This is a genomic window from Marinobacter albus (assembly GCF_030238305.1).
Taxonomy (GTDB): Bacteria; Pseudomonadota; Gammaproteobacteria; order Pseudomonadales; family Oleiphilaceae; genus Marinobacter; species Marinobacter albus.
The window spans coordinates 1,697,360-1,722,567 of sequence record NZ_JASSQD010000001.1; the positions used below are offsets into that span (position 1 = coordinate 1,697,360).

At 57.5% G+C, this 25,208-nt stretch carries 25 protein-coding genes; 10 read left to right on the forward strand and 15 right to left on the reverse strand.

Features of this window, described 5'->3' with window-relative positions; translation table 11 throughout:
* Window positions 1-38 precede the first annotated feature (38 nt).
* Window positions 39-1,115, forward strand: coding sequence for a 23S rRNA (cytidine(2498)-2'-O)-methyltransferase RlmM (gene rlmM, locus QQF73_RS07945; RefSeq protein WP_219866027.1), 1,077 nt, complete (start codon window positions 39-41; stop codon window positions 1,113-1,115).
* On the opposite strand, the gene QQF73_RS07950 is transcribed toward rlmM, so the two are convergent.
* The gene (locus QQF73_RS07950; protein ID WP_218634703.1) at window positions 1,112-1,402 is read right to left on the reverse strand and encodes an antibiotic biosynthesis monooxygenase family protein; all 291 of its coding nucleotides are present in this window, start codon (window positions 1,400-1,402) and stop codon (window positions 1,112-1,114) included. The genes rlmM and QQF73_RS07950 overlap by 4 nt on opposite strands.
* Before the next feature lie 83 nt (window positions 1,403-1,485).
* Between QQF73_RS07950 and tusA the strand changes: the two genes are divergently transcribed.
* Window positions 1,486-1,728, forward strand: a complete 243-nt coding sequence (gene tusA / locus QQF73_RS07955; RefSeq protein ID WP_219866026.1) for a sulfurtransferase TusA — start codon at window positions 1,486-1,488, stop codon at window positions 1,726-1,728.
* Between the two features lie 5 nt (window positions 1,729-1,733).
* Here the strand turns inward: tusA and dsbD are convergent, their stop codons facing one another.
* The gene (gene dsbD / locus QQF73_RS07960) at window positions 1,734-3,641 is read right to left on the reverse strand and encodes a protein-disulfide reductase DsbD (RefSeq protein WP_285367818.1); all 1,908 of its coding nucleotides are present in this window, start codon (window positions 3,639-3,641) and stop codon (window positions 1,734-1,736) included.
* 158 nt (window positions 3,642-3,799) lie between these two features.
* On the opposite strand from dsbD, the gene QQF73_RS07965 reads away from it, so the two are divergent.
* Genes QQF73_RS07965 through pdxB form a run of 3 tightly spaced genes read left to right on the forward strand, consistent with a single transcriptional unit; the run spans window position 3,800 to window position 6,839 of the window.
* Window positions 3,800-4,390 (forward strand): elongation factor P hydroxylase, encoded by a 591-nt coding sequence (locus QQF73_RS07965; RefSeq protein WP_219866024.1) that lies wholly within the window; start codon window positions 3,800-3,802, stop codon window positions 4,388-4,390.
* The gene (locus QQF73_RS07970; protein ID WP_219866023.1) at window positions 4,387-5,667 is read left to right on the forward strand and encodes a DEAD/DEAH box helicase; all 1,281 of its coding nucleotides are present in this window, start codon (window positions 4,387-4,389) and stop codon (window positions 5,665-5,667) included. Before QQF73_RS07965 ends, QQF73_RS07970 begins: the two co-directional genes overlap by 4 nt.
* A gap of 17 nt (window positions 5,668-5,684) precedes the next feature.
* A complete protein-coding gene (pdxB, locus tag QQF73_RS07975; protein ID WP_219866022.1) occupies window positions 5,685-6,839 on the forward strand; it encodes a 4-phosphoerythronate dehydrogenase PdxB in 1,155 nt (384 codons plus the stop codon).
* Window positions 6,840-6,887: 48 nt separating this feature from the next.
* Here the strand turns inward: pdxB and htpX are convergent, their stop codons facing one another.
* The 3 genes from htpX to QQF73_RS07990 form a co-directional block, all read right to left on the reverse strand.
* Window positions 6,888-7,769 carry a protease HtpX gene (gene htpX / locus QQF73_RS07980; protein ID WP_219866021.1) on the reverse strand — a complete coding sequence of 294 codons (882 nt, stop codon included), beginning with the start codon at window positions 7,767-7,769 and terminating at the stop codon, window positions 6,888-6,890.
* 95 nt (window positions 7,770-7,864) lie between these two features.
* Window positions 7,865-8,332 carry a hypothetical protein gene (locus QQF73_RS07985; RefSeq protein ID WP_285367821.1) on the reverse strand — a complete coding sequence of 156 codons (468 nt, stop codon included), beginning with the start codon at window positions 8,330-8,332 and terminating at the stop codon, window positions 7,865-7,867.
* A 10-nt stretch (window positions 8,333-8,342) separates the two neighbouring features.
* Window positions 8,343-9,557 carry a pyridoxal phosphate-dependent aminotransferase gene (locus QQF73_RS07990; protein ID WP_219866019.1) on the reverse strand — a complete coding sequence of 405 codons (1,215 nt, stop codon included), beginning with the start codon at window positions 9,555-9,557 and terminating at the stop codon, window positions 8,343-8,345.
* 251 nt (window positions 9,558-9,808) lie between these two features.
* Here QQF73_RS07990 and QQF73_RS07995 point away from each other — a divergent pair, with 251 nt between their 5' ends.
* Both QQF73_RS07995 and QQF73_RS08000 read left to right on the forward strand, forming a co-directional pair.
* Window positions 9,809-10,294 (forward strand): glutathione peroxidase, encoded by a 486-nt coding sequence (locus QQF73_RS07995; protein WP_285367823.1) that lies wholly within the window; start codon window positions 9,809-9,811, stop codon window positions 10,292-10,294.
* 2 nt (window positions 10,295-10,296) lie between these two features.
* Entirely contained in the window at window positions 10,297-10,764 is a 468-nt protein-coding gene (locus QQF73_RS08000; protein ID WP_219866017.1) for a MarR family winged helix-turn-helix transcriptional regulator, read from the forward strand.
* Here QQF73_RS08000 and QQF73_RS08005 read toward each other — a convergent pair.
* Both QQF73_RS08005 and QQF73_RS08010 read right to left on the reverse strand, forming a co-directional pair.
* A complete protein-coding gene (locus QQF73_RS08005) occupies window positions 10,727-12,988 on the reverse strand; it encodes a hybrid sensor histidine kinase/response regulator (RefSeq protein WP_228743391.1) in 2,262 nt (753 codons plus the stop codon). The two genes, QQF73_RS08000 and QQF73_RS08005, sit on opposite strands and share 38 nt — an antisense overlap.
* A gap of 117 nt (window positions 12,989-13,105) precedes the next feature.
* A complete protein-coding gene (locus QQF73_RS08010; RefSeq protein ID WP_285367825.1) occupies window positions 13,106-13,879 on the reverse strand; it encodes a hypothetical protein in 774 nt (257 codons plus the stop codon).
* A 252-nt stretch (window positions 13,880-14,131) separates the two neighbouring features.
* Here QQF73_RS08010 and QQF73_RS08015 point away from each other — a divergent pair, with 252 nt between their 5' ends.
* Window positions 14,132-15,142, forward strand: a complete 1,011-nt coding sequence (locus QQF73_RS08015; protein WP_219866014.1) for a LysR family transcriptional regulator — start codon at window positions 14,132-14,134, stop codon at window positions 15,140-15,142.
* Here the strand turns inward: QQF73_RS08015 and QQF73_RS08020 are convergent.
* From QQF73_RS08020 to QQF73_RS08055, 8 genes are all read right to left on the reverse strand, one after another.
* Window positions 15,131-16,096: a GNAT family N-acetyltransferase gene (locus QQF73_RS08020; protein WP_219866013.1), complete on the reverse strand. Its 966-nt coding sequence runs from the start codon at window positions 16,094-16,096 to the stop codon at window positions 15,131-15,133. The two genes, QQF73_RS08015 and QQF73_RS08020, sit on opposite strands and share 12 nt — an antisense overlap.
* Window positions 16,097-16,106: 10 nt before the next feature.
* Complete coding sequence (locus QQF73_RS08025; RefSeq protein ID WP_285367826.1) at window positions 16,107-17,258, reverse strand: cupin domain-containing protein; 1,152 nt, start codon at window positions 17,256-17,258, stop codon at window positions 16,107-16,109.
* A 16-nt stretch (window positions 17,259-17,274) separates the two neighbouring features.
* The gene (purB, locus tag QQF73_RS08030; RefSeq protein WP_219866011.1) at window positions 17,275-18,642 is read right to left on the reverse strand and encodes an adenylosuccinate lyase; all 1,368 of its coding nucleotides are present in this window, start codon (window positions 18,640-18,642) and stop codon (window positions 17,275-17,277) included.
* Between the two features lie 94 nt (window positions 18,643-18,736).
* Complete coding sequence (gene hflD / locus QQF73_RS08035; protein ID WP_219866010.1) at window positions 18,737-19,375, reverse strand: high frequency lysogenization protein HflD; 639 nt, start codon at window positions 19,373-19,375, stop codon at window positions 18,737-18,739.
* On the reverse strand, window positions 19,372-20,562 hold the full coding sequence (gene mnmA, locus QQF73_RS08040) for a tRNA 2-thiouridine(34) synthase MnmA (RefSeq protein WP_285368287.1): 1,191 nt from the start codon (window positions 20,560-20,562) through the stop codon (window positions 19,372-19,374). The genes hflD and mnmA overlap by 4 nt, the downstream gene beginning before the upstream one ends.
* A 38-nt stretch (window positions 20,563-20,600) precedes the next feature.
* Window positions 20,601-21,050 carry an NUDIX hydrolase gene (locus tag QQF73_RS08045; protein ID WP_219866008.1) on the reverse strand — a complete coding sequence of 150 codons (450 nt, stop codon included), beginning with the start codon at window positions 21,048-21,050 and terminating at the stop codon, window positions 20,601-20,603.
* The gene (locus QQF73_RS08050) at window positions 21,047-21,688 is read right to left on the reverse strand and encodes a pseudouridine synthase (protein WP_219866007.1); all 642 of its coding nucleotides are present in this window, start codon (window positions 21,686-21,688) and stop codon (window positions 21,047-21,049) included. Before QQF73_RS08050 ends, QQF73_RS08045 begins: the two co-directional genes overlap by 4 nt.
* 216 nt (window positions 21,689-21,904) lie before the next feature.
* Window positions 21,905-22,216, reverse strand: a complete 312-nt coding sequence (locus QQF73_RS08055; protein WP_219866006.1) for a cold shock domain-containing protein — start codon at window positions 22,214-22,216, stop codon at window positions 21,905-21,907.
* Window positions 22,217-22,533: 317 nt separating this feature from the next.
* Between QQF73_RS08055 and clpS the strand changes: the two genes are divergently transcribed.
* Window positions 22,534-22,893, forward strand: a complete 360-nt coding sequence (gene clpS, locus QQF73_RS08060; RefSeq protein ID WP_219868024.1) for an ATP-dependent Clp protease adapter ClpS — start codon at window positions 22,534-22,536, stop codon at window positions 22,891-22,893.
* 18 nt (window positions 22,894-22,911) lie between these two features.
* Window positions 22,912-25,182 (forward strand): ATP-dependent Clp protease ATP-binding subunit ClpA, encoded by a 2,271-nt coding sequence (gene clpA / locus QQF73_RS08065; protein WP_219866005.1) that lies wholly within the window; start codon window positions 22,912-22,914, stop codon window positions 25,180-25,182.
* Window positions 25,183-25,208 lie beyond the last annotated feature (26 nt).

The window sequence follows — 25,208 nt, forward strand, 5'->3', positions numbered from 1 at the left end:
TACAGGGTTGCGTTGACGCCCCTTATAACAGGTATCGAATGGAACAGGTTCTTGCATTTTGTCGACCGGGCTTTGAAGCCGAAGCCGGTCGGGAATTGACCGATCAGGCCGCCGAACGTGGTTTTTTCGGCTTTTTTGAGCCCGAGAAGGGGGCTGGCCTGGTCTGGTATTCACTGGGCGGGCCGGAGACGGCAGAGGAGCTCCTGTCTCGGCTGGATCTGGCAGATCTGGTGTTTGTCCGGGACTGGTTCGTGGTGCTTGGTCGTATGCCGCTCCCCGAGCATGATCGGGTGGGTGCCGTCATCGAGGGACTGCGAAATCTGGAGCGTAGCTACCCGGGTTGTGCCCGGCTCGAGGTCAGACTGCCCGAAAACAATGCCGACGGCGATCTTGGTAATTTTTCCCGTAAATGGGTTTCTCCACTGTCTCGTGGATTGCGGGGAGCAGGCCTGCTCAAGGCCGATCAGAACGCCTCTGCGCCGGCCCGGCTCGAGGTTCTGTTACTGGCCTTCTCCGAGGCGGTGATTGGCTTCAGTCTTCAGGAAAACAGGGCCCGTTATGTGGGGGGGATTCCCCGGCTTCGCCTGCCCGCATCGGCGCCAAGCCGGTCTGCGCTCAAGCTGGAGGAAGCCTGGAAGATTTTTCTGCCGCCGGAACAGGAACTGGATTATCTGGGCGGCGGTAAAAAGGCCGCTGACCTGGGCGCGGCGCCTGGTGGATGGACCTGGCAACTGGTGCGCCAGGGCATGCTGGTTACGGCGGTTGATAACGGTCCAATGAATCCCGATCTAATGGCTACCGGTCAGGTGGAGCACGTTGAGGCCGATGGCTACAGTTGGCGGCCCAAGCGGCGAATCGACTGGATGGTCTGTGACATTGTGGACCAGCCTCGTAAAACTGCCCGACTGGCGGTCGATTGGATTGCCGGCGGATTTTGCCGTTACACGGTCTTTAATCTCAAACTGCCGATGAAGAAACGCTACGATGAATGGCTGATTTGCCGTGATATCATTGAAAAAGGTCTGGCAGAAGCGGGCGTTGGCTTCAACCTGAAAGCCCGCCACCTCTACCATGATCGGGAAGAAATTACTTGTTTTATCGAGCGAACCGGCTAGAAAACGCTCTGTTCGAGGACGGTGATGGTTTCGTCCTGGTCCATCATGGGAACCAGTTCCGACATGAGTTCCCTGCGCTCCGGGGACCGATACCACCGGTCCCAGTCGGCTTCGGAGCGCCAGTTGGCGAGCGTGATACGGTGGTTGGGGTCATGGCTGTCGGCCAGGGTTTCGCCGGAAATGAAGCCCGGCGCACTGACGGCTTGTTGCAGGACTTTTCGGGCGCGTTGCTCGTAGGCATCTTCCAGGGTTTCAGCGATATGGCGTTCAATCAGCACCCGGATCATGGTTTACCTCCATTATTTAGCTGTTATAAACAATAAATTAGCAGGTTTTTCAGAAATATCAGGTTATTGATCAGGAGAAGGTTTTGGCAGCTTCAGAGTACGATGCAGAGCTGGATGCCCGAGGGCTTTTCTGCCCGGAGCCGGTCATGATGTTGCATAATCGCATCAATGATGTAGCGCCCGGACGTGTGCTCCGGGTGCGCGCCACGGATCCCTCGACCACCCGGGACATTCCACGGTTCTGTCAGTTCCTCGGCCACGAGCTGGTCTGTGATGAAGAGCAGGGCGACGAATTCGTGTTCCTGATTCGACGAGGCGAAGCCTGACCGTATCAGGCTCCGGACCTGAGTCCGTTCAGGTGGCGAATGAAATCATCGCGATCCATTTCTCCCAGTACCCGCTGCGCCGGCATCTCCTCGCCGTCTCGGCTGTAGAACAGGATTGCTGGCGGGCCAAACAGGCCGAGCTCATCGAGCAGGGCCTGTTGCGCCGGCGTGTTGTCAGTCACGTCAATTTGCAACAACGTATAGGGAGAGAGCGCCTGGACAACCTGCGGGTCCCTGAATACATTGCGCTCCATCACCTTGCATGAGATGCACCAGTCGGCATAGAAATCCAGAACGACGGGGCGGTTCTGCGCCGCCGCTTCGTCCAGCCTGGCGCGAATCTGTCTGGGTGCGGCGACCCGCTCGAAGCCTGCATGATCGGGCGGTGTCAGGGCCGGGTTCGGGCTCGACGCCACGGTAAAGGGTGTAAGTGGCCGAAGGGGGTCACTGGCACCGCCAACAGCCCCGGCAAGTAATGCCAGACCGTAGGCGAAAAGCACCAGGCCCAGGCCCTTGCGGGTTCGTGCCCAACCCGCCTTTGCCGCATCGAACGCACCAAGCTGAACCCCGGTGATCGCGATGAGGAGACCCCAGAGGGTCAGCGCCAGCCAGGCCGGGACCAGTCGCTCCACCAGCCAGATTGCCACGGCCAGCAACATCACGCCGTAGAAGTGCTTCACTGTAGTCATCCAGTGCCCACTGCTTGGCAGAAGCCTGCGTCCGCCCACCGCCACCAATATCAGTGGAAGTCCCATTCCAAGACCAAGCGCAAAAAGGGCAATACCGCCGACCAGGGCATCCTGGGTGGTTGAGATATAAAGCAGGCTGCCAGCCAGTGGCGCGGAGACGCAGGGTGACACAATCAATGCCGACAAAGCCCCAATCCCGAATATGCTCAGCACCCGGCTGCCGGTCATTCGGTGGCTGGCATCATTCAATGGTTCCCGGATAAATCGCGGCAGTTGGATCTCAAACAAATCGAACATGGACAGGGCGAATACCACAAAGAGTGTGGCAAACACGCCCAGCACCCACGGCGACTGCAATTGTGCCTGAAGGTTGAAGCTGGCACCCAATAACCCTGTCAGCACACCAGCGGAGGCATAGGTCAGCGCCATGCCGAGGACATAGCTGACAGACAGCATCAGTGCGTGGCCGGAGGTGCGGGTGTTGTGGCTGGAAACCAGTGTCGAGATGATCGGCACCATGGGAAGTACACAGGGGGTGAATGTCAGCCCGAGCCCTAGGAGGAAGAACACCCCGACAATCACCAGTGAGGACTGGCGGGAGAGAAAGCCCGCAAGGCCAGTGGCTGATGACGTGTCTATGGAGGTTTCAGGCGAGCCATTGCTCAGGCGGGCAGTTTCGGTCCCGGTCCCTTCGGAGCCCGCCGGGGCCTGGCTTGTGGAGCTGCCGGGGAAGTAAAGCACATCGCGGGTCTGGGGGGGATAGCACAGTCCTGCCTCGGCGCATCCCTGGTAGGTGACCTGCAGTTGGGCTTCCTGCACCCCTTCGGGCAGGGAAACCGGAACCCGCACGTCGACCGGATCATAAAAAACGGTGACTTCGCCGAAGAACTCATCCTGCACAACCTCACCGCTCCGGGCGAACTTCGGCTCACCAATCTGGACGCCCTCGGTTACCGAAACGACACTGACCCGTTCCCGGTACAGGTAGTGTCCCGGGGTAATGTTCCAGGACAGGATCACGAAACCGCTGTCAGAGCTGTAATTGAAGGGGAGTGCCTCATCAACCGGCAGGAAGCCGTTGTTCTCACCCCCAAAGAGGGATTTCCCGCCGGTGCCCAGGGCGGAAGCGGTTCCGGTCACCAGCATGAGGCAGATCAGCGTCAGCAGGTGGGTAAATGCACGGGCGCGTCGACAGTTCTGAAAGACCGCAGCGGATACTGTCATGGATTGGTCTGGTTCCTGTTTGCTATTGGTTTTACTTGAGTCCTGTACGGCCGCGGACGATTCCGTTCTTTCAGCGGCGTTCGAAGCCAGTGGACATAGTCGGGGCGTCAAAGTTCCCTCTGGTATTGATCGCTGTAAAGTCGCACAATAGCGAGCCAATGAATCACAGTCCAAATGATCTTATCATGCTGTTTAATGACCTGTTCCGGGAAAAATACCGGACCATTCTGGTCAAAGGCAGTGATGAACCCGAGTACCTTCCTGCCAACGAGCCGGATGGGGTTGCGCAAGTTGTCTTTGCGCACGGCTATTACGCCAGTGCCTTGCATGAAATCAGCCACTGGTGTATCGCCGGTGAGCGTCGGCGCGCACTCCACGATTACGGTTACTGGTACTGTCCGGATGGTCGGTCGCCAGAACAGCAGCGGGCGTTCGAACAGGTAGAGGTTAAACCCCAGGCGCTGGAGTGGCTATTCTCCATGGCGGCCGGGTTCCGTTTTCACATCAGTTTGGACAACCTCTCCGGAGATGGCGCGGCAGATGAGTCGGGCTTCAGGAGTAAGGTCCGTGAACAGGCCGGGCTTTACCTGTCTACTGGTTTGCCGCGACGAGCCGGACAATTTTTTGATGCACTGACAACCTTTTATGGGACCACTGATACGGTGCTCGAATCCTGGCAACAGGATGCCCGACGCATTGCTCCGGTGAGTTCCGCACTGAACACCCTGAGGAAAATTGAGACTGTATGACATCTGACCCAAAGCACACTGGCGACCTTCGATTCCAGGATCTGAATCTGGACAAACGTCTGCAGGATGCCATTACGGCGATTGGATTTGAATACTGCACGCCGATTCAGGCGGAAACCCTGCCCTGGACATTGGCGTGTGAGGACCTGATTGGCCAGGCACAGACGGGCACCGGTAAAACCGCAGCGTTCCTGATTACCGCCATTCAGTCCCTGCTGGAAACCCCGATCCCGGAAAAGGACCGGTTTGCCTCTGAACCCAGGGTTCTGGCCCTCGCACCCACGCGGGAGCTTGCGATGCAGATTGCCAAGGATGCCGAGCAGCTATGCCAGCACACGGGTCACAACGTCGTGACCGTCGTCGGTGGCATGAACTACGACAAACAGCGGGACCAGTTGCAGAACGAAATCGTGGATATTCTGGTGGCAACGCCGGGACGGCTCATTGATTTTCTGGGTTCCCAGGACGTCTTCCTCGATCAGCTGGATATTCTGATTCTGGATGAGGCGGATCGCATGCTGGACATGGGGTTCATTCCCGATGTGAAACGGATCATCCGCAAATGTACAGCCAAGGAAGATCGTCAGACCCTCCTGTTCAGTGCCACATTCAACCAGGATGTGCTTAACCTGGCGTCCATGTGGACCAAGAATGCCGAGTTCGTGGAAATCGAGCCGGAGCAAAAGACAGCGGAGCGGGTCGAACAGACGGTATATCTGGTCGGTGATGATGAGAAACTGCCGGTTCTGGTGAACTACCTCAAACGTCCGGAAGTGGAGAAGGCCCTCGTCTTCGCCAATCGCCGCGATCAGTGTCGGGATCTTGAGGAGGACTTGCGTAACCAGGGGGTCAAGGTTTCCCTGATGTCCGGAGAGATTGCCCAGAACAAACGTCTGAAGACGCTGGAACAGTTCAAGAAAGGTTCCATCCAGGTGCTGGTCGCCACTGACGTCGCGGGCCGTGGTATTCACGTCAACGGCGTAACCCACGTTTTCAACTACAATCTTCCCGATAATGCAGAAGATTACGTGCATCGCATCGGCCGTACCGGTCGGGCGGGCAAGCATGGGGTGTCGGTCAGCTTTGCGGGTGAGGATGATTCCTTCGCGCTGCCGGCCATCGAGGCGTACATCAGCCAGAAACTGAAAACGGCGGTGCCGGATGAGGCGTTGATGGTGGCAATGGAAAATCCACCGATCACCCGCAAGCGCGGTCGCCGCCCCCAGGGTGGTCGCGGTGGCTCCGGCGGCCGTAATCAGCGCCAGCGCAGGAACTGAAAGGGCCGTACAGCATCATGTTGATCGTAGCAGACGAAAACATCCCGCTACTGGACTCTTTCTTCGGAGATTTCGGGGAAATACGTCAGGTATCGGGTCGGACGATGACCGCCAGTGACGTCAGGGACGCCGATGTGGTTCTGGTTCGGTCCGTCACCCGGGTCGGTCCGGAACTTTTGGAGGGCAGCCGGGTACGGTTCGTGGGGACGGCCACAATTGGCACGGACCACGTCGATCGGGATTGGCTCGAACAGAAGGGAATCCGTTTCTCCGCAGCGCCGGGCTGTAACGCCAACAGCGTAGCCGAGTATGTGCTTGGAGTGCTTTCCCTCCACGCAGAGCGGCGCGCCCTGGAAGACTGGACGCGGTTGAGCGTGGGCATCGTCGGCGTTGGGAATGTGGGCGGCGAGCTTGCCCATAAGCTTGAACGCCTCGGTTTTGAGGTCCGGTTGTGCGATCCGCCGAGAGCCGAACGCGAGGAAGACGGCGATCAGGAGTTCGTCTCCCTGGATGAGGCCCTGCAATGCGATGTGATCACGCTGCATACGCCGCTTACCCGGGACCAGGCGCACGCCACCTACCATTTGGTGGGTGAACGTCAGCTGGCTTCATTGACCGAGGATCAGCTGCTGATCAACGCTGGCCGTGGTGAAGTGATCGACACCGGCGCATTGCGTGCGCGGCTGGCACAGGCGAATGCACCGGTTGTGGCCCTGGATGTCTGGGAGCGAGAGCCCCGCATTGATCCGGAGCTGGTTGATCAGGTCTGGTTGGCCACCCCCCACATTGCCGGCTACAGCCTTGAGGGTAAGGTTCAGGGCACGGAAATGATCTATCAGGCGCTCAGTGGCTATTTGGGGTTGCCTGTGCGCAAGAAAACGGGGCAGTTCCTGCCGGAACCCGCGCTGAGCAAAGTATCGTTCACCAGCGCCGCCGACGAGGACGATGCCATCAGAATTTCACTGCGAGCCTGTTATGACCCCAGGCAGGATGATGCCCGCCTGCGCGTTGCCATGCGGGGCTCGGCTGAGGAGAGAGCGGCGGCTTTTGACCGGTTGCGGCGAGACTATCCGGTGCGCCGGGAATGTTCCAGCCTGAAGGTCCAGTTGAAGGGGACTAGTAAATCCCTGCAGGACAGCTTCCGGGCGATCGGGTTCAAGCTGAAAATCTGACCATCCGTCCGAACTGAAAAACCGGGGCTTGTGCCCCGGTTTTTTTGTTTAGAAAGAGGCCTGTTCCAGGGCCCGAATCCGGTCTTCGAGCGGCGGGTGTGTCATAAACAGAGCGCTGAGGCCGCCGCGAGCCCCTCGATTGATGCCAAACGCCTGAAGTGTATCGGGCATCTGGTCAGGGATCTCACTTTCCTGTTTAAGGCGTGCCAGCGCGCCGATCATGGCGGACCGGCCTGCCAACTGGGCGCCGGCGATATCAGCCCGGAATTCCCGACGACGGGAGAACCAGAACACAATGGTGCTCGCAAGAATGCCCAGCACCAGTTCCGCGGCAATACTGACTACAAAGAAGCCGATTCCGTGACCACTTTCGTTCTTGAAAATAACGCGGTCAACAAAGGAGCCTATGACCCGGGAGGCAAAAATAACGAAGGTGTTGACGACGCCCTGGATCAAGGCAAGTGTGATCATGTCCCCATTGGCCACGTGGCCAATCTCATGGCCCAAAACCGCCCGGATCTCGTCCTTGTTGAAGCGATGCAGAAGGCCCTCGCTAACTGCAACCAGGGCATCGTTCTTATTCCAGCCTGTGGCAAAAGCGTTGGACTGGGAAGCTGGGAAGATGGCAACCTCGGGCATTCCTATGCCGGCGTTTTTGGCGAGAACCGCTACCGTGTCCACTAGCCAGCGTTCAGCCGGAGTGCGCGGGGATTCGATTACCTTTGCCCGGGTGCTCCACTTCGCCATTGGCTTGGATATCAGCAGTGAAATGATGGCTCCGGCGAACCCAAAGACCGCGGCAAACGCCAGCAGCGGACCATACTGAATGCCGTATTGGGAGAGGTAGCTGTCGACGCCCAGAAGTCTCAGCGTAAAGCTTGCTACCAGGATGACCGCAAGGTTGGTGGCCAGAAACAACAGAATCCGCATGTTAATTCCCTGAATGATGAGTCAAACACGTAAAAGCTGCGCCTAAGACCGAATTATGTGGCCGGGGTTCGACGGTTCAATGTCTTTGCATGGATTTAATGTTTGTCATCGGCAAAGAACGTCGCCTGCACAACCTGGCTGATACGTCCGGAATGACCGGTTTTTAGGGCCTTGCGAATCAGGTGAATGTGGGTCGAAAGATCTTCCTGCACCGACGGAGGAAGATGGTCACCGGCGTGCGCCTGGTCCTGGTTAAGGCGCCGGTTGAGCTCAACCGGCGCCGGAGCGCTCAGGCGAACGAACGCCGCATGGCTCAGAACTGCCTGGTCCAGCGCTTCCTGACGAATGGTATCGACATAGCGAAGCAGGCCTTCCTCTTCCAGCCAGAGGAGGGCGCCAAAGCAGGCCATATGACGCTTGCTGTGAAGCCCGAATTCATCGGGCTCGTCCGGGCCGGCGATATCCTCCACGAACAGATTGACGCGGCGAGGGAAGGCGCCATAGAGCTGGACAAGGGCGATCGCAACGTCCTTGTAGAATTCCTCTACATGAATGTCAGCCATGGATGCTCCGTTACTGCTGATAGTTACCAAGGAAGCGGCCGAGCCGCGACATGGCGTCTTCAAGGGCGTCTTCCCTGGGCAGGAAAACCACGCGCAAGTGCTGTTTGTCGTCAATGTTGAAGGCTGAGCCCTGCACCAGAAGAATTCTTTCCTGGAGCAGCAGGTCGAGCACCAGCTTTTCATCATTGACGATGGGAAAATGCTTCGGGTCCAGCTTCGGAAACAGGTAGAGAGCCCCCTGTGGTTTGACGCAGCTGACGCCGGGAATATCGTTCAGCATTCGCCAGGCGGTTTCCCTTTGCTCATACAAACGTCCGTCCGGAACGACCAGGTCATTGATGGACTGGTAGCCGCCCAGGGCAGTCTGGATAGCCAACTGCGCGGGCACGTTAGCGCACAGGCGCATATTTGAGAGCATCTCAATGCCTTCAATAAGATCCATTGCCCGGTGTTTGGCTCCGCTGATGATCATCCAGCCGGAGCGGTAGCCCGCGGCCCGGTAATTCTTGGAAAGCCCGTTGTAGGTGAAGAAGAGCACATCGTCAGCAAGCGCGGCGGTCGAGACGTGCTCTGTGCCGTCGTAGAGAATTTTGTCGTAGATTTCATCCGAGAGCACGATCAGGTTGTGCTTGCGAGCCAGTTCGATGACCTGTTCCAGGAGTTCTCTGGAGTAGACGGCGCCGGTCGGGTTGTTGGGGTTGATCAGAACGATCGCCCGGGTACGACGGGTGATTTTCTTCCGGATGTCGTCGATGTCGGGGAACCAGTTCTGCTGTTCATCACAACGGTAATGCACGGGTTTGCCACTCGAAAGGGTGACAGCCGCGGTCCAGAGCGGGTAATCCGGCGCGGGGATCAGTACCTCGTCACCGGTGTTCAACATGGCCTGCATCGACATGACGATCAGTTCACTGACGCCGTTGCCGAGAAAAATGTCGTCGATATCGACCTTGTCGATGCCCCGTTGCTGACAGTAATGCATGACCGCCTTGCGGGCCGAAAAGAGTCCCTTGGACTCGACGTACCCCTGGGCCAGATGCATGTTGTAGATGACGTCCTGCTGGATCTCCTCGGGTACGTCCAGTTCAAAGGCGGCCGGATTCCCGATGTTGAGTTTAAGTACCCGGTGACCTTCCTCTTCCAGTCGACGCGCTTCCCGCAGAACTACGCCACGTATTTCATAGCACACGTTATCCAGCTTGGCGGATTTGTAGTAGTTCTGCATAAGGCCGAGGCTTCCTTGGTCTGAATTCGGAAAATAAAACTGATGTGAGACAGCCCTTTATTCTAGCGGAGCGAGGGGCGGCGGCAACAGGGGAATTATGATGAATTGTGGCGTGGTGAGACAGATTTAGCGCCCAAAGCTGAAGCCTTTTTTAAGATGAGGTTTATGCCGACCCTGAAAGCCTTGGTTTTCCATTAAACATTGTGCACAATTCAATTTCGAAAAATATAAGCAAGTCCAAGGAGAGTAGTGTGTCCGAATCCAGCGTTTATGACTTTACTGTCAACGATATCAAGGGCAATGAGAAAAGCCTGGCCGACTATCGGGGCAAAGTTCTGCTGATCGTAAATACGGCCAGCAAGTGCGGCTTCACCCCGCAATTCGAGGGCCTTCAGACCCTGTACAAGGATCTGGGCGAGCGCGGCCTGGAGGTACTGGGATTCCCCTGCAATCAGTTCATGAACCAGGATCCGGGCAATGACGACGCCATCAGTGAGTTCTGCAGTCTCAATTACGGGGTGGATTTCCCCATGTTTTCAAAGATTGAGGTGAACGGCTCGGGCGCCCATCCGCTTTATCAGTTCCTGAAGCGTGAAGCCAAGGGTCTGATGGGGTCGGAAAAGGTCAAATGGAACTTCACCAAGTTCCTGGTGGGAAGGGACGGGCAGGTGGTCCGGCGCTATCCGCCGACCGCTAAGCCTCAGGATATTCGAAAAGATATCGAGAAACTGCTGTAGCCATGGCAACACCTGAAGAGGCCTTGTCTCTGGATAATCAGGTCTGTTTTGCCCTCTATGCGGCCAATCGGGCGGTCACGGCCCGCTACCGGCCGCTGCTGGCAGACCTGGAGCTGACCTACCCGCAATACCTCACCATGCTGGTGCTGTGGGAGCAGGAGCAGGCGGGGGGTGTCACCCGGGTGTCTGATCTGGGCCGTCGGTTGCGACTGGATTCCGGTACCCTGACGCCCTTGCTTAAACGGCTGGCCGACCGGGGGCTGCTGGAACGTCGCCGAAGTGCTCTGGATGAGCGGGTGGTCACACTGACTCTGACCGAAGCCGGTTGGGCGTTGCGGGAGAAAGCGGGCTCGATACCGGAACGCCTGCTTTGCGGCATTGGTGTTGAACCAGAGCGTTTGAAGGCGTTGCGCCGTGAGCTAAAAGCAGTGCTCACGGCTCTTGAGGGGGAGGCGGTGCCCAGCGACTGATCGCGGCCCGCAATTCGTCCCGGTTGTAGGGTTTGGTGACGTAGTCGTTCATTCCCGCCGCGATACAGTCCTCTCGGTCGCCCTGCATGACATTGGCCGTCACCGCGATAATTGACAGGTCTTTCCATTCCGGGTTCTTCCGGATGCGCCGGGTCGCCTCATAGCCGTCCATGACCGGCATCTGGCAATCCATCAACACCAGGTCGTAATTCCGCGCGTACAGGGAATCGAGGGCCTGTTGCCCGTTCTCGGCATGATCCACATGGTGCCCGAGCTTCTTGAGCAAACTGCTGGCCACCATCTGGTTGACCTGATTGTCCTCGACCAGAAGAATTTTCAGTGGCGGCGTGTCGGCTTCCTTTCCGGCTGGCTGAGCCGGTTTGAGCGTAACCTCGTTACGGAGGATCCCGGCGGCGCGGCACAGGCAGCGGTATAATTCATCGCGGCGTACCGGCAGGGACAGAATCTGATGCTCTGGTTTGTCTCGTACTGCAGAACCGGATCTGTCGGCCAGAATGACTCCTTCACCCTGCCAGTTCGGGGCAACGCTGCCGGAATCTTCGGCCAGAGCGATCAGGATTCCCTGTTGGGAATGACCGATTTCCCGGGTCGGAATCTGCCAGGCACTGAGCTGGCGCTCGATTGGCCGGCGATGCGGGTTTTCGGCGGGTATGGCCAGCGTGATGCCAATGTCCTGGAGTTTGGCGGCAACCTGCGGCAGCCCGTTGGGGCTGCTGTCTTCATGCATTGGCAACGGCAGGGTCACCGTGAAATGGGTTCCTCGGCCCTCCCTCGAATCCACCAGAATCTGTCCGTGCATTCGCTCGACCAGCTGTCGGCAGAGGGTCAGTCCCAAACCTGTGCCGCCATACAGCCGGGTGGTGTCCGCATCGGCCTGGGAAAACGGTGAGAATATCCGATGCAATCCCTCCGTAGACATACCAATGCCGGTGTCGATGACATCCAGTCTCAGGCTTCCGGACGAGTAAGCTGCCTTCACATAAACCGAGCCCTCGTCGGTGAACTTGATGGCGTTGCTGAGCAGGTTGTTCAGTATCTGGCGAGCCCGGGTCGGATCGCCGAGGAAGCTTTCCGGGAGGGCGGGGTCAACCTCGCTCACCAGATCAATGCGTTTGCGCCGCGCTTGTTGTGCATGCAGGGTGGCTGATTCCTCGATCAGATTGCGCATGCTGAAAGGAATGTTCTCCAGGCTGAGCTTGCCGGCTTCGACCTTCGAAATATCGAGAATATCGTTAAGCAGGCCAAGCAGGCTTTCCCCCGCATTAAAGGCTATTTCCAGACGATTACGCTGGGTCGAATCCAGCTCACCCTCGAGAGCCAGGCCGAGCATGCCCAGAACCCCGTTGAGTGGCGTGCGGATCTCATGGCTCATGCTGGCGAGAAAGTTGGCGCGGGCCCTGGCCCGGCGGACCGCGTCTTCCTTCGCCTTGATCAGCGCACGGTTTCCTCGCTGGAGGGCGTCGTTTTTCTCCGAAATTTCGCGGGTCCGGTCTTCAACTTCGCGCTCGAGTTGGAACGAATAGTTCTTCATCGCGCTTTCGGCGATCCGGAGCTGGGCAAGACTGGAATCAATCGTCTCAAGGTGCTGATTGATGATGCCGACCATGGTGCCAATTTCGTCATCCTGATGATTGGTCGGCACCGGGAGTCGGACCTTTTCGGGCGAGCTCGCCTTGACCTGCGAAAGGGCACTGATCACGTTGAGCATTGGCCGGGTCAGCACCAGATAGAAGATCCCGAGCAGGGCTGCGGTCAGGGTCAGGCTTTTCAGAAGACCGCTAATCAACGTATACGTGGCACGCTCAAGAAACTGGAGTCCGTAGTGATAGGTGTCGATGGTGACGATCAATTGGCCCAGCGGCAGCTCCTCAAGCTGTGGTACGCGCAATTCCTGACTGAAAACCCGGCTGGAATCGAACAGCAGGTCACTTGCCCAGCGGTAAGGGGACACCGGGCTGCTCTGGCTCGCGGCAGCCATGGTTTGGCCATCGTTGTCGATGATCCTGGCATCGATGGTGGCCGGGTGGCGAAGCAGCCCGTCCAGCAGTTCTTCGGCAAGTCGGACATCGATGTTATAGGCAATCTGGGAGGCCGGGCTCACGCTGATGTCGATCAGGGCGTGAATTTCCTCCTCCATCGATTCCCGGGCATTAAAATAGTCCAGGGTGATCTGAATGAGGTTGAGAGCGAGCCCCAGCGCCATGGCGACCAGAACCGTGTCGCGGGTCAACCGAAAGGAGAGTCGCTTTCTGAAACCATTGATCACGAGAATTTACTGTCCCTGTTAACGGGGCCGTGTCAGCCGCCCGGTTTAACGCCGTCAATCGTCGTAGTCGGCCTTCTTCTTCCACTCGTCATCGTGCAGGAACGTATCCCATTCACGATCCAGTTTGGATTGCGACTCGGCGCTTGCGGTGTCCTGGCCTTCGTTACTCAATGCCTCCAGCTCCTTGATCCGGGTCCGGAAGCTCTTTACGGCCTTCATCGCCAGCGGATTATCGCGGGATTTCCCCATTTCGGTACTGGCCAGATGGTAGGCATGAATGGCCTTGCGTATCTGGTTCTGGCGAACGTAGTCTCGGGCCTGAAACACGTGCAGGTCGGCATGAGTCTTGTGAACAAGAAAGAGGACGTACTTCAGGTTTTTCTTGGCGGTGCCCGCATCAATCCGACCGCTCTTGTGCATGCCCTCAATCATCTTGAATAAATTCTGAAGCAACTCTTTGACGTAAGACGACTTTTCCGGAGAGTCAATCTTGACGGGGGGCCGGGAATCCTGCTTTTCAAGAATCTGGTTCTTGATCTGCAGCGTGGACTCCTGCCACTTCTTGACCGGAAGGTTCGCTTTCAGTGCGGCCAGTTTAGAGCATGCCTCTTCCATTCGTTTGATGAGAAGCAGCTTGAGGTCGGCAGTCAGGTACTGGCCGGGGATCTCGGAGAGCAGTCGTTGGGCCCGGTTGTAGGCGTCTTCCTGCGCCGTAACTTTGCGGGCGCGCTCTATCCGGGCTTTTTCGCGCATCTGGCTCAGAACAATAACCACGATTGAGATCGTTACAATGGCAGCCAGTACAATTACGATTGTTGTTGTATCCATTTTGTCAGTAATGACTCCGGCTTCGGGATCAATTGTTGGCAGGTGCGAATGCCGACCTCAAGGTGCCGATATTATTCACTAAGCCTGGCAAAGACTAGCAGAAATACCGGGTTGAAACCGTTGCAAAATGTGAAAGTCTCCGGCGTCTATTGATTTCGTGAATTTTTAATCTGATGTATATTGCTTTGATGAATGAGGGCAGGGAGGTCTCCTTTTCTGTCCACACATCTGCTTTGCCTTCCGGAGTTGTTCATGGATATTTCCCGCGTTGATCTGAATTTGCTCGTTTACCTTGATGTCCTGTTGCGGGAGCGAAATGTCACCAAGGCGGCCAACCACCTGGGGATTACCCAGCCGGCCATGAGCAACGGCCTCAGGCGGCTGCGGGACTTGTTTTGCGATCCGTTGCTGGTCCGGACCAGTGAGGGTATGACGGCCACCGAGCGGGGCCGGGAACTGCAGCCGCTAGTGCGCAGCATCCTGTCCAATATCGAGCAGGCAGTTCAGGAGAAAACCCCGTTTTCCGCGCTCGAAAGTCAGCGAGTGTTCCGGATCATGGCCAGTGACTACGCTGAATCCTGTCTTATGCCTCGGGTTCTGCGGAGGATTCGCCAGGAAGCGCCGCACGTTACACTGGATGTGCTCACACCCAGTGACGTGAGTTTTCTGGATGTTGAGCAGGGCCGGCTGGACATGGCCATCAACCGGTTCGATAAAATCCCCCAGTCCTTTCATCAGAAAACGCTCTGGACCGAGTATTTCTCCTGCCTGATGAATGCTCGCAATCCCATTCTGAAGGAGCCGTTTACCCTAGACACCTACCTCGATGCCAGTCATATCTGGGTCAGCAAAACCGGCTTTGGGGTTGGAGTGGGTGTGAATCCGAAGGATGTCCAGCGCCTCGGCTGGGTGGACGAAGCTTTGTCACGAATGGGGCGAAAACGACAAATATCGGTTTTTACCCGGCACTACCAGGTGGCAATGCTGCTGGCTGAACAGCACGACCTGATCGCAACCCTGCCGTCCCGGGCGGCATGGTTGCAGAAGGACAATCCGAACCTGGTGGTCAAGGTGCCGCCGTTTGAAATTCCTCCCTTCGAGCTGAAAATGGCCTGGAGCCCTCTGCTGCAGCACAACAGCGATCATCAGTGGCTGCGCAAACTGATTGCGGAAGTGGCTGAGGAAGTGGATACCGAGTTCGCGCCATTCGGGGCCCAGTTCGAATCAGCCGATGCGCCCCAGCTGCAGCATTCAGAGCGGTAATTCCCTCAGTTCCAGAGAACTTCGGCCGGCATCCCACATGCGCCGGAAGCTTTCCGCAAGCAGTTTTACCCGGCCGCCGTCGGAGAACTTGGCAAACCCTTCGGGTGTGTAAAAGTCGTGGCGATACAGGACGCCGGAGCGATCTGCCAGAAGGAACGGTTGATCCTCAACCGGATAATCGTCATTAACCAGTCGCAGTTCGATCCTGCTCGGCAATCGACGCATCAGCTCAACCAGTTGGTGACGGCGTTTGACCAGCGGTTTGTCATCGTGAATGAGCAGGCGGATTTCGCTGAGTCTGTGCCGTCTGGCGAGGGCAGAAATCAGTTCCCGTAAACGATGGCGGTCGTAGAGATCGTGATCCAGGATACGGTCATAGAGCCAGAGCCGTTGCCCTGCCTGACCCACGACTGAATCCATCAGGCTGACCAGGTCGTGTTCGCTTGAGAAAAGCCAGGTTCCTGCATCCCGGCCAAGAAGCATCGGCGCGGTGCGTTGTTCTATCACACTAGCCACCAGTGCCGGCGACAGGCAACGCATGTCCACGTGGGGAATTCCGGCATCGTCATAGGCGGCAGAGCAGACGTGGAAGCCAGAGCGCTGGTAGAAAGGAATGGCGTGTTCCTGGGCCGAGAGCCGGAGTTCGTCATAGTTGCCGGCGGCTTCGGAAATCAGGTGGTGCAGGAGTGCCTCGCCAATGCCTCGTCCCCGGAAGCCGGGCAAAATCGCCATCCGACCGATATGTCCGGTTTCGCCAAGTGTTGAGAACAGTCTTGCCACGCCGACGGGCGTGTTGTCCGGCAACACGGCCAGAAAATGATCGGCAATCTCGTCGGTGTCATCCCACTCCAGTTCGGGCGGAACTTTCTGTTCGTCAATGAAGACCCGTTGACGGATGTCACGGATATGACCCGGAGCCAGTTGCCAGCTGTACTTCCTGAATTTCACTCTCATGGCGACCAACTTATTCGAAGTAGACCGAGCCCTGATTATACAACGTGCAGAGCAGTCCCAGCAGGGCCTCGTCGTCGGCGAAGCGGGCGAGCTGCGCGGAATCGATGCGCGCGCCGGCGCACAGAAGTGCCGCCATCGGCCGGGCATCACCTTTCAGCAGGTATTGTTCACCATCCACGAACAGCGCGGTTTCGTCATCGAAGTCGTAGTAGGCGAAACGGGAACCTTCGTTCCAACGAAGTTGCTCTCCGGCACGGATTGCCCCGGCAAACTCCTCGGTGGACGCTGGCTCCTCGGCAGGAACAACGATGTCCATGTTCTTGGGGGCGGTGGCGTACTGGCCGAACCAGAGGGAGAGCTGTCGTCGATCACCGAGCTTCTCGCGCAGAATTGCATCCAGTTTGTCAATTACCGCCGGTTGAATGGTGCCGGGATTGTCCTGAACCTGCAGTTCCGGGTCGTTCAGGTGATCGCTGGCGTCAGACTGACCGCACAGAAAATCGGTGAATCCGGTCAGGATGTCGTCAATGGTGGGAGCTCGGAAGCCAACCGACAGAGTGATGCAGTCGTTTTCGGCAACGCCATGGTGGCCAATTCCCGGGGGCAGGTACAGCATGTCGCCGGGCGCCAGGGTGACCGTCTCCTCTCCGTCCCAACTGCTCAGAATGCGCAGTGGGGTTCCCTCCACGCGGGGCGAGGTGTGGTCGCAGTGTCCACCAAAGGTCCAACGGCGGTGTCCCTGGGCCTGCAACAGGAAAACATCGTACTGGTCATAGTGCGGCCCGACGCTGCCGCCTTTCGGGGCAAAGCTGGCCATGATGTCGTCCAGTCGCCAGTTGGGTACGAACCGGAAGTGTTCCAGCAGGTCGGCTATCTCCGGAACCCAGTGGTCCAGGCCCTGCACCAGCAATGTCCAGTTTTGCTCCGGCAGTTGGCTGAACCGCTCCGGGGTGAACGGACCGTTGTGCAGTTGCCAGGGCTTGCCGTCATCGTTTTCGATGACGATCCGGGACTCAACCGTTTCCTCGCAGGCGAGGCCAGCGAGTTCGTCCGGGCTGACTGGCGATTCCAGATCCGGAAAGGCCTGGCGGATAACCAGCGGTTTTTTCTGCCAGTAGTCCCGCAGAAACTCAGAGGCTGTTAGTCCGCCAAGCATGTCCATATATCCGCTCCCTGTATCAGATGTTGCGTGCCTGATCGATGGCGTTGCCGATGTAACTGCCCGGGGTTAAGGCCATCAACTCAGCCTTGGCCGCCTCGGGAATGTCCAATGTCTCGACGAAATTCTTGATCACTTCCGGCGTCATTGCCTTGCCACGGGTCAAGGCCTTGAGCTTTTCGTAGGGTTTTTCGATGTTGTATCGACGCATGACCGTCTGAATGGGCTCGGCGAGCACTTCCCAGGCATGATCGAGATCCTCATCGAGGCGCGCCGGGTTGATCTCCAGCTTGCCAAGGCCTTTCAGGGTGGCTTCGTAGGCGATCAGGCTGTGGGCAAAACCGACCCCAAGGTTACGCAGTACGGTGGAATCGGTCAGGTCTCGCTGCCAGCGGGAAATCGGAAGTTTGGCCGACAGGTGGCCAAGGAGCGCATTGGCGATTCCCAGGTTGCCTTCGGAGTTCTCGAAATCGATCGGGTTAACCTTGTGGGGCATGGTGGACGAGCCCACTTCGCCTTCCACAGTCTTCTGCTTGAAGTAGCCCAGCGAGATATAGCCCCAGATGTCGCGGTCCAGGTCGATCAGGATGGTGTTGAACCGGGCAACGGCATCGTAGAGTTCGGCGATGTAGTCGTGCGGTTCGATCTGGGTGGTGTAAGGGTTCCAGTCCAGCCCCAGATTCTCGATAAATTCACGGGCATTGGCAGCCCAGTCGATCTGGGGGTAAGCCGAGAGGTGGGCGTTGTAGTTGCCAACCGCGCCATTAATCTTGCCGAGCAACTCAGTGGCGCGAATCTGCTTCAGCTGGCGGCGCAGACGATGGACCACGTTCGCCAGTTCCTTGCCGACAGTGGTCGGGGAAGCCGTCTGGCCGTGGGTGCGCGACAGCATGGGCTGTTCCGCATGCTCCTGCGCCAGTTCGCCAAGCTTCGCGACCACTTTGTCCATTGCCGGCAACAGTCCATGGTCCAGACCCTCTCGCAACATCAGGGCGTGAGAGAGGTTGTTGATGTCCTCGGAGGTGCACGCGAAATGCACAAATTCAGTGACCGCATGCAGCTCCGGGAATTCTGCGATCTTTTCCTTGATAAAGTACTCGACCGCTTTAACGTCGTGATTGGTCGTGCGTTCAATGTCTTTGATGCGCTCCGCATCCGGCAGTCCGAAGTTACCGACCAGATTATCGAGGAAAGCGTTCGCTTCGGTTGAAAAGGCCGGAACCTCAGCAATGTCGGGGTGGGCTGCCAGCTTCTGGAGCCAGCGGATCTCGACGGTCACGCGGTTCCTGATCAGGCCATATTCACTGAATATGTCTCGGAAGACGCTGACTTTGTTGCCGTAACGTCCATCGACCGGGGAAATGGCGGTCAGGGCGGTGAGTTCCATCGAAAACCTCTCAAATCATCAAAGAAACGGGACAAAAGGAAATACGGGGCGCATATGATACACCAGCACTGCGCCCGAATCAGTCGTATCGGGTTTACAGGGGCCGATTGGCTTGGTCTGCCAGCTCCCGGGCATGCCGGATGACCTTTTTGCGGGCAAAGATCAGTTGCCACCGTCGGCCGCCAGTCTGGCGCCAGAGTACCGCTGAACGGATGCCCGCCAGGAGCAGGGCGCGAACCCTCGCGGCATTCTCCTCCTGCTGAAGGACGGTGGGGTTGCCACTGACCTGGATTCTCAGGCGGAAGGTGCTGATGGTGTCTGCATAGATCGAAGCAAGGTTGCTGATCAGGTTGCTGTGTGTGTAGCCAAAATGGCTGGCCGTGTGCCGGGCCTGGTCGATCCGGCTGCCGATGACGTCCAGCATGTCCGGCCGACGGTTGAGCTTTGATTCAAGGTGGATCAGGTTCAGCACGTAACGCAGGACTTCAATATCCTGTTGCTTGCTCTGCTCGCTCAGGACTGACGAGAGCGTGACCAGACCTTCGCGGATATCCGCCAGATCACCGCCGTATACGTCCAGTGTTGATGCCGGGTCCGTGGCAAACAGCGAGCGGATGCAGGTTTCCAGGCTGGCCTCCGTGCATTGGCCATTGTGTGCGATCTGCTGGACCAGGTTGGCGGCCTGAAATACGCCGGCCAGTGCGAGGGTTTGGTCGTTTAGGGTACGGCTCATGCACCGGCTTCCTGTTGTGGCAATGCGGCAATACGCGTGGGCAGTGCTTCGCCATCGCGCCAGGTTTCTTCAATCACGCCGCCGCCCAGGCAAACCTCGCCGTCGTAGAATACGACCGACTGGCCGGGCGTGACGGCTCTCTGGGCATCGTCAAAGATCACCTTGGCACCGTTTTCCAGAACCTGGACTTCGCAGGCCTGATCCGGCTGACGGTAGCGGGTCTTGGCTTTGCAGCGGAACTGCATGGCTGGCGCCTCACCCGCCACCCAGTCGACCGGTCCGGAGACCAGTCCGCGGGAGAACAGCAGGGGATGGTGTTTGCCTTGTACCGCAATCAGAACGTTACGGTCGAGGTCCTTTTCGGCCACATACCAGGGCTGGTCACCGAATTCGCTGAGGCCGCCAATGCCCAGCCCCTGGCGTTGACCGATGGTGTGGTACATCAGACCCTGATGTCGGCCTATAACTTTGCCCTCCGGCGTTTCGATGTCACCGGGCTGGGCGGGAAGATACTGCTTGAGGAAGTCCGTGAACTTGCGCTCGCCGATGAAACAGATACCGGTAGAATCCTTTTTGTCGTGGGTGACAAAACCCTGGGCTTCGGCAATCCGCCGGACCTCCGGCTTTTCCAGTTCCCCGACCGGAAACAGGGTTCGGGCGATGCGTTCGCCGGATACCGCGTGCAGGAAGTAGCTCTGGTCCTTGTTGGGGTCGAGCCCCTTGAGCAGTTGGGCTTTGCCGGAACCATCATTGAGCGGACGCTGGCGCGTGTAGTGCCCGGTGGCAATATAGTCCGCCCCCAAGGTAACGGCGTAGTCCAGAAACGCCCGGAACTTTACTTCCTTATTGCAGAGGATGTCCGGGTTGGGCGTGCGTCCAGCAGTGTACTCGGACAAAAAATGCTCAAATACCCGGTCCCAGTACTCCGCTGCGAAGCTGGCGGTGTGAAGTTTGATGCCGATGGCATCGGCAACCGCTTGAGCGTCCGCCAGGTCCGTCATGGCAGTGCAGTACTCGGTACCGTCGTCTTCGTCCCAGTTCTTCATGAACAGCCCTTCAACCTGGTAACCCCGATCTTTCAGCAGCCAGGCTGCGACAGAGGAGTCCACCCCGCCGGACATGCCGACGATCACTCGGGTGCTTGTTGCGGGACGTGTTTCGGTTGCGTGTGTCATGAATGCTTCAATCTGGCTGAAAAGCCGCCAAGTCTATCATTTGTCCGTCGTTACGTCTGCGTGTCGACAACGACATCCAGTGGATAGCGGCGGCCGTTTCGGTAATCTTCTATGCACGTCAGGACAAGGGGGCTTCGCAACTGGCTTCCCAGTTGGCGGATGTCCTCGAGGTCCATCCAGTGTGCGGCAATGATGCCGGTGTCCAGTTCGTCCGTAACGTGTTCCAGGGGCCTCGCGGAATAGCAGAACCGGTAGTAGGTGACACCGTTGGCAGGCGCCTTGTAGGTGTACACGCCGAGGAAGTGCTCGGGTTCGACGCGCCAGCCGGTCTCCTCAAGGGTCTCGCGCCTGACAGCGTCCAGGATGGCTTCGTTCTCCTCGACATGACCGGCAGGCTGATTGAAAACAACGTGACCGCCACTGAGCTCTTCTACAACCAGATAGCGACCCTGAGGGTCCTGTACGATAACGGCGACAGTCGCGTGAGGGGTCCAGGTCATTGTTTCTTGGCGCTCCTTGGTGTCTTGCCTGACTTTCGGGCGGCTGCTGTAGGTTTCCGCCGCGGCCTCGGCGCGGGAACGTGAACCGCAACGGTTCGGAAATCGCCGGGGTTCAATCCGTCCAGCGTCCAGTCCCCTATACGGTAGCGGATGAGTCTGAGCGTTGGAAAGCCAACGGCGGCCGTCATTCGACGGACCTGCCGGTTGCGGCCTTCTGTTATTGAGAGTTCCAGCCAGCTTGTCGGTACCGATTCCCGGTGACGCACTGGCGGCGTTCTGCTCCAGACGTTGGGCTCATTCATTCTGGTCGCTTTAGCGGGCCCCGTGACACCGTCCTTGAGTCGGACACCCTGTTCCAGTTGCGCCAGCGCCTCATCGGTAATCTGGCCTTCCACCTGCACCCAGTAGGTTTTTGCCATCTTCTGGGACGGCGAAGCGATTCGATGCTGGAGTATGCCGTCGCCGGTCAGAAGTAATAATCCTTCAGAATCGTAATCAAGCCGGCCTGCCGGATAAATGTTGGGTATCTGAATCCAGTTTGCCAGGGTCGCGCGCATCGGCTTGGAGGAATCCCTGCGGTCATCTGTGAACTGGCTCAGAACTCGAAAAGGTTTATTGAAAAGAATCAGGTCGGCCATTCCAGTCAGCGCATCCGGGGTGTTAGGTTGGTGGAGTGGAAGGGTACTGTAACCGTGGCGAATGGCAAAATCCGGGGGAGGCACCTTTAAACAGGTGCTTGCGAATGCACGAACAGGCCCGGCTCCGAGTTTGCTCCGAGCTAGTTGGATCAAAACCAGCTACGCCGCGCCTGCTTGAAGGGTCGCAGGCGCGTCGGGGCAGTCAGCGAAACTCAGTCAGGCGTTTGCTGCTCGGGGAGGGTAGTTACCCCGGCCAGATTCATCGGAATCAGATTTTTTTTCGGCCGTCGCCCCGGAACCATCCTGAGACTGTTTCTGGGGTTGTTCGTCCGGAACAATGTTGATTGCGTGAACGCCCTTGTCGCTGGGTTTTTTGTCAAAGGTGACGGTCTGGCCGGCCTTCAGAGTCTTGTAGCCGTCCATCTGTACCGATGAAAAGTGGGCAAACAGGTCATCGCTGCAGCCATCCTCAATAATGAAACCGTACCCTTTGGCATTGTTGAACCACTTGACCTTGCCTCTTGGCATGATGAACTCCCCTGTCCATGTGCTGTCACACTATATTATTGGTGCTGTGCGCATTCCGGTCGGTAAAGACTCGACGCGGGTCCTGTTACATAAAGCTCGCATGAATTTACATTGTTTAACAATGCCAGTTAACTTTCGACCAATCGAGGCGTTGAGTCAATAGTTTCTATTACCGGAATGTGTGGTTGAACCCGGTCCGGAACCGGTATCATGCTCGTATTGATAAATACCTCACGCCCGGTTTTTCGGCTGCGCTTGAAAACACGGGGACAGACAACCACATTTAGGCAAGGGCACCGATAAACCGGTAAAGAATGATGCGGACTATCGAAGATTCTCTACTAGTATTTAATCAAGGGGAGGACGAACAACCGGGACGACATGACGATCTCAGCGTTGCGCCCGAAAAAACCGCCCTGAAGCATCCGGCGAGGTATCGCGTGGTGCTACTGAACGATGATTACACGCCCATGGATTTTGTAGTGGACGTTTTGATGAAGTTCTTCGCTATGAACGAAGAGAAGGCGACGCAGGTGATGCTGCTCGTCCATACGCAGGGAAAAGCCGTATGTGGGGTGTATACCCGAGACATCGCAGAAACAAAGGCGGCACAGGTGAACCAGTATTCTTCGGAATGCGAACATCCGCTCCTTTGCGAGATTGAACGTGCGGACTGACAGACGTTGGGGTGGCCCATGCTGAGCAAAGATCTTGAAATTACGCTGAATACGGCCTTCAAAAGTGCCCGGGACAAACGTCATGAATTCATGACCGTCGAGCATCTGCTGTTGGCCCTGCTAGACAATGAATCGGCTGTGGGCGTTCTGAAAGCCTGTGGGGCGGATCTCCAGAGGCTTCAGGAGGAACTGGTGGAGTTTGTCGATTCCACTACGCCGTTGATCCCCAGTAACGACAGTGAGCGCGAAACCCAGCCGACTCTGGGCTTCCAGCGAGTGCTCCAGAGGGCTGTATTTCACGTCCAGTCCTCCGGCAAGAAAGAAGTGACCGGGGCGAATGTCCTGGTGGCGATCTTCAGTGAGCAAGAGAGCCAGGCGGTCTACGTCCTGAAAAAGCAGAGCATTGCCCGCATTGACGTGGTCAATTTTGTCTCTCACGGTATTTCCCGGGTTCAGGGCGCAGAAGATCAGGAGGGCCACGATCAGGCGGCCCCGGATGAGGCTGGCGAAGAGGGCGGTCACTCCAAGCCGCTGGAAAGCTACGCAACCAACCTGAATGAGCAGGCCCGTCAGGGACGGATCGATCCGCTGATCGGTCGGGAGCATGAGGTTGAGCGTGTTGTTCAGATTTTGGTCCGTCGGCGGAAGAACAATCCGCTGCTGGTTGGTGAGGCGGGCGTCGGCAAGACGGCTATCGCCGAAGGGCTTGCAAAACGGATCGTGGACGGCCAGGTTCCTGAAATCATCTCGGATGCGGTGGTGTACTCACTGGATCTGGGTGCCTTGTTGGCGGGAACCAAGTACCGTGGTGACTTCGAGAAGCGGCTTAAGGGCCTGTTGGCGGAGCTGAAGAAAGAAAAGCACGCCATTCTGTTCATTGATGAGATTCACACCATCATTGGGGCGGGCTCGGCATCCGGCGGAGTTATGGATGCGTCCAACCTGCTGAAACCCATGCTGAGCTCAGGCGAGATCCGTTGTATCGGCTCTACGACCTTCCAGGAATTCCGTGGAATTTTCGAGAAGGACAGTGCGTTGGCCCGACGGTTCCAGAAAATCGATGTCAACGAGCCGAGTGTCGAGGATACCTACCAGATTCTGAAGGGCCTCAAGCCGAACTTCGAGAAGCATCACGACCTGAAGTATACCGACAAGGCCCTGCGTGTGGCCGCCGAACTGGCGGACCGATACATTACGGATCGCCATCTGCCGGACAAGGCCATCGATGTGATTGATGAGGCAGGAGCGCGGCAGCGTCTGCAGCCGGAGAACAAGCGGAAGAAAGCGATTGACGTGTCAGACATCGAGGATGTGGTTGCAAATATTGCCCGCATTCCGCCCAAGAACGTCTCCACCAGTGACAAGGATCTGCTGCGTAATCTTGAGCGTGATCTCAAGATGGTGGTCTTTGGACAGGATCCGGCCATTGAATCGTTGTCCACGGCAATCAAGCTGGCCAGAGCTGGGTTGAAGGCCCCGGAAAAACCGGAAGGTGCGTTCCTGTTCGCAGGTCCCACCGGCGTGGGCAAGACCGAGGTCACCAAACAGTTGGCCAAGGTGCTGGGCATCGAGCTGGTTCGTTTCGACATGTCCGAGTACATGGAGCGGCACACCGTGTCCCGACTCATTGGCGCACCTCCGGGCTACGTGGGGTATGACCAGGGCGGACTGTTGACCGAAGCAGTGAACAAGCATCCGCATTGTGTGCTGCTTCTGGACGAGATCGAGAAGGCTCATCCGGAAGTGTTCAATCTGCTGCTGCAGGTCATGGACCACGGTACGCTGACCGACAACAATGGCCGGAAGGCGGATTTCCGCCACGTGATCCTTGTGATGACCACCAATGCCGGTGCTGAAAGCATGGCCCGCCGCTCAATTGGTTTCAACGAGCAGGACCACAGCACGGATGGCATGGAAATCATCACCAAGACCTTCACGCCGGAATTCCGCAACCGGCTCGATGGCATCATCCAGTTTGCCGATCTGCAGAAGGCAACCATCACCCATGTGGTCGACAAGTTCCTCACCGAGTTGCAGGCGCAACTTGACGAGAAACACGTTGTCTTGCACGTGGATGAGGATGCCAAGGTCTGGTTGGCTGACAAGGGTTACGATGTAACCATGGGTGCCCGCCCGATGTCGCGACTGATTCAGGACAAGATCAAGCGTCCGCTGGCAGAACAGATATTGTTCGGCCGGCTGTCCGAGAAGGGTGGGGATGTCTACATCCATCTGCGTGATGACGAGCTGGTGTTTGATTACGAGGACGAGCCCGCAGAAGCCGTCTAGTCTCCGGTATTTTCATAACCAACAGA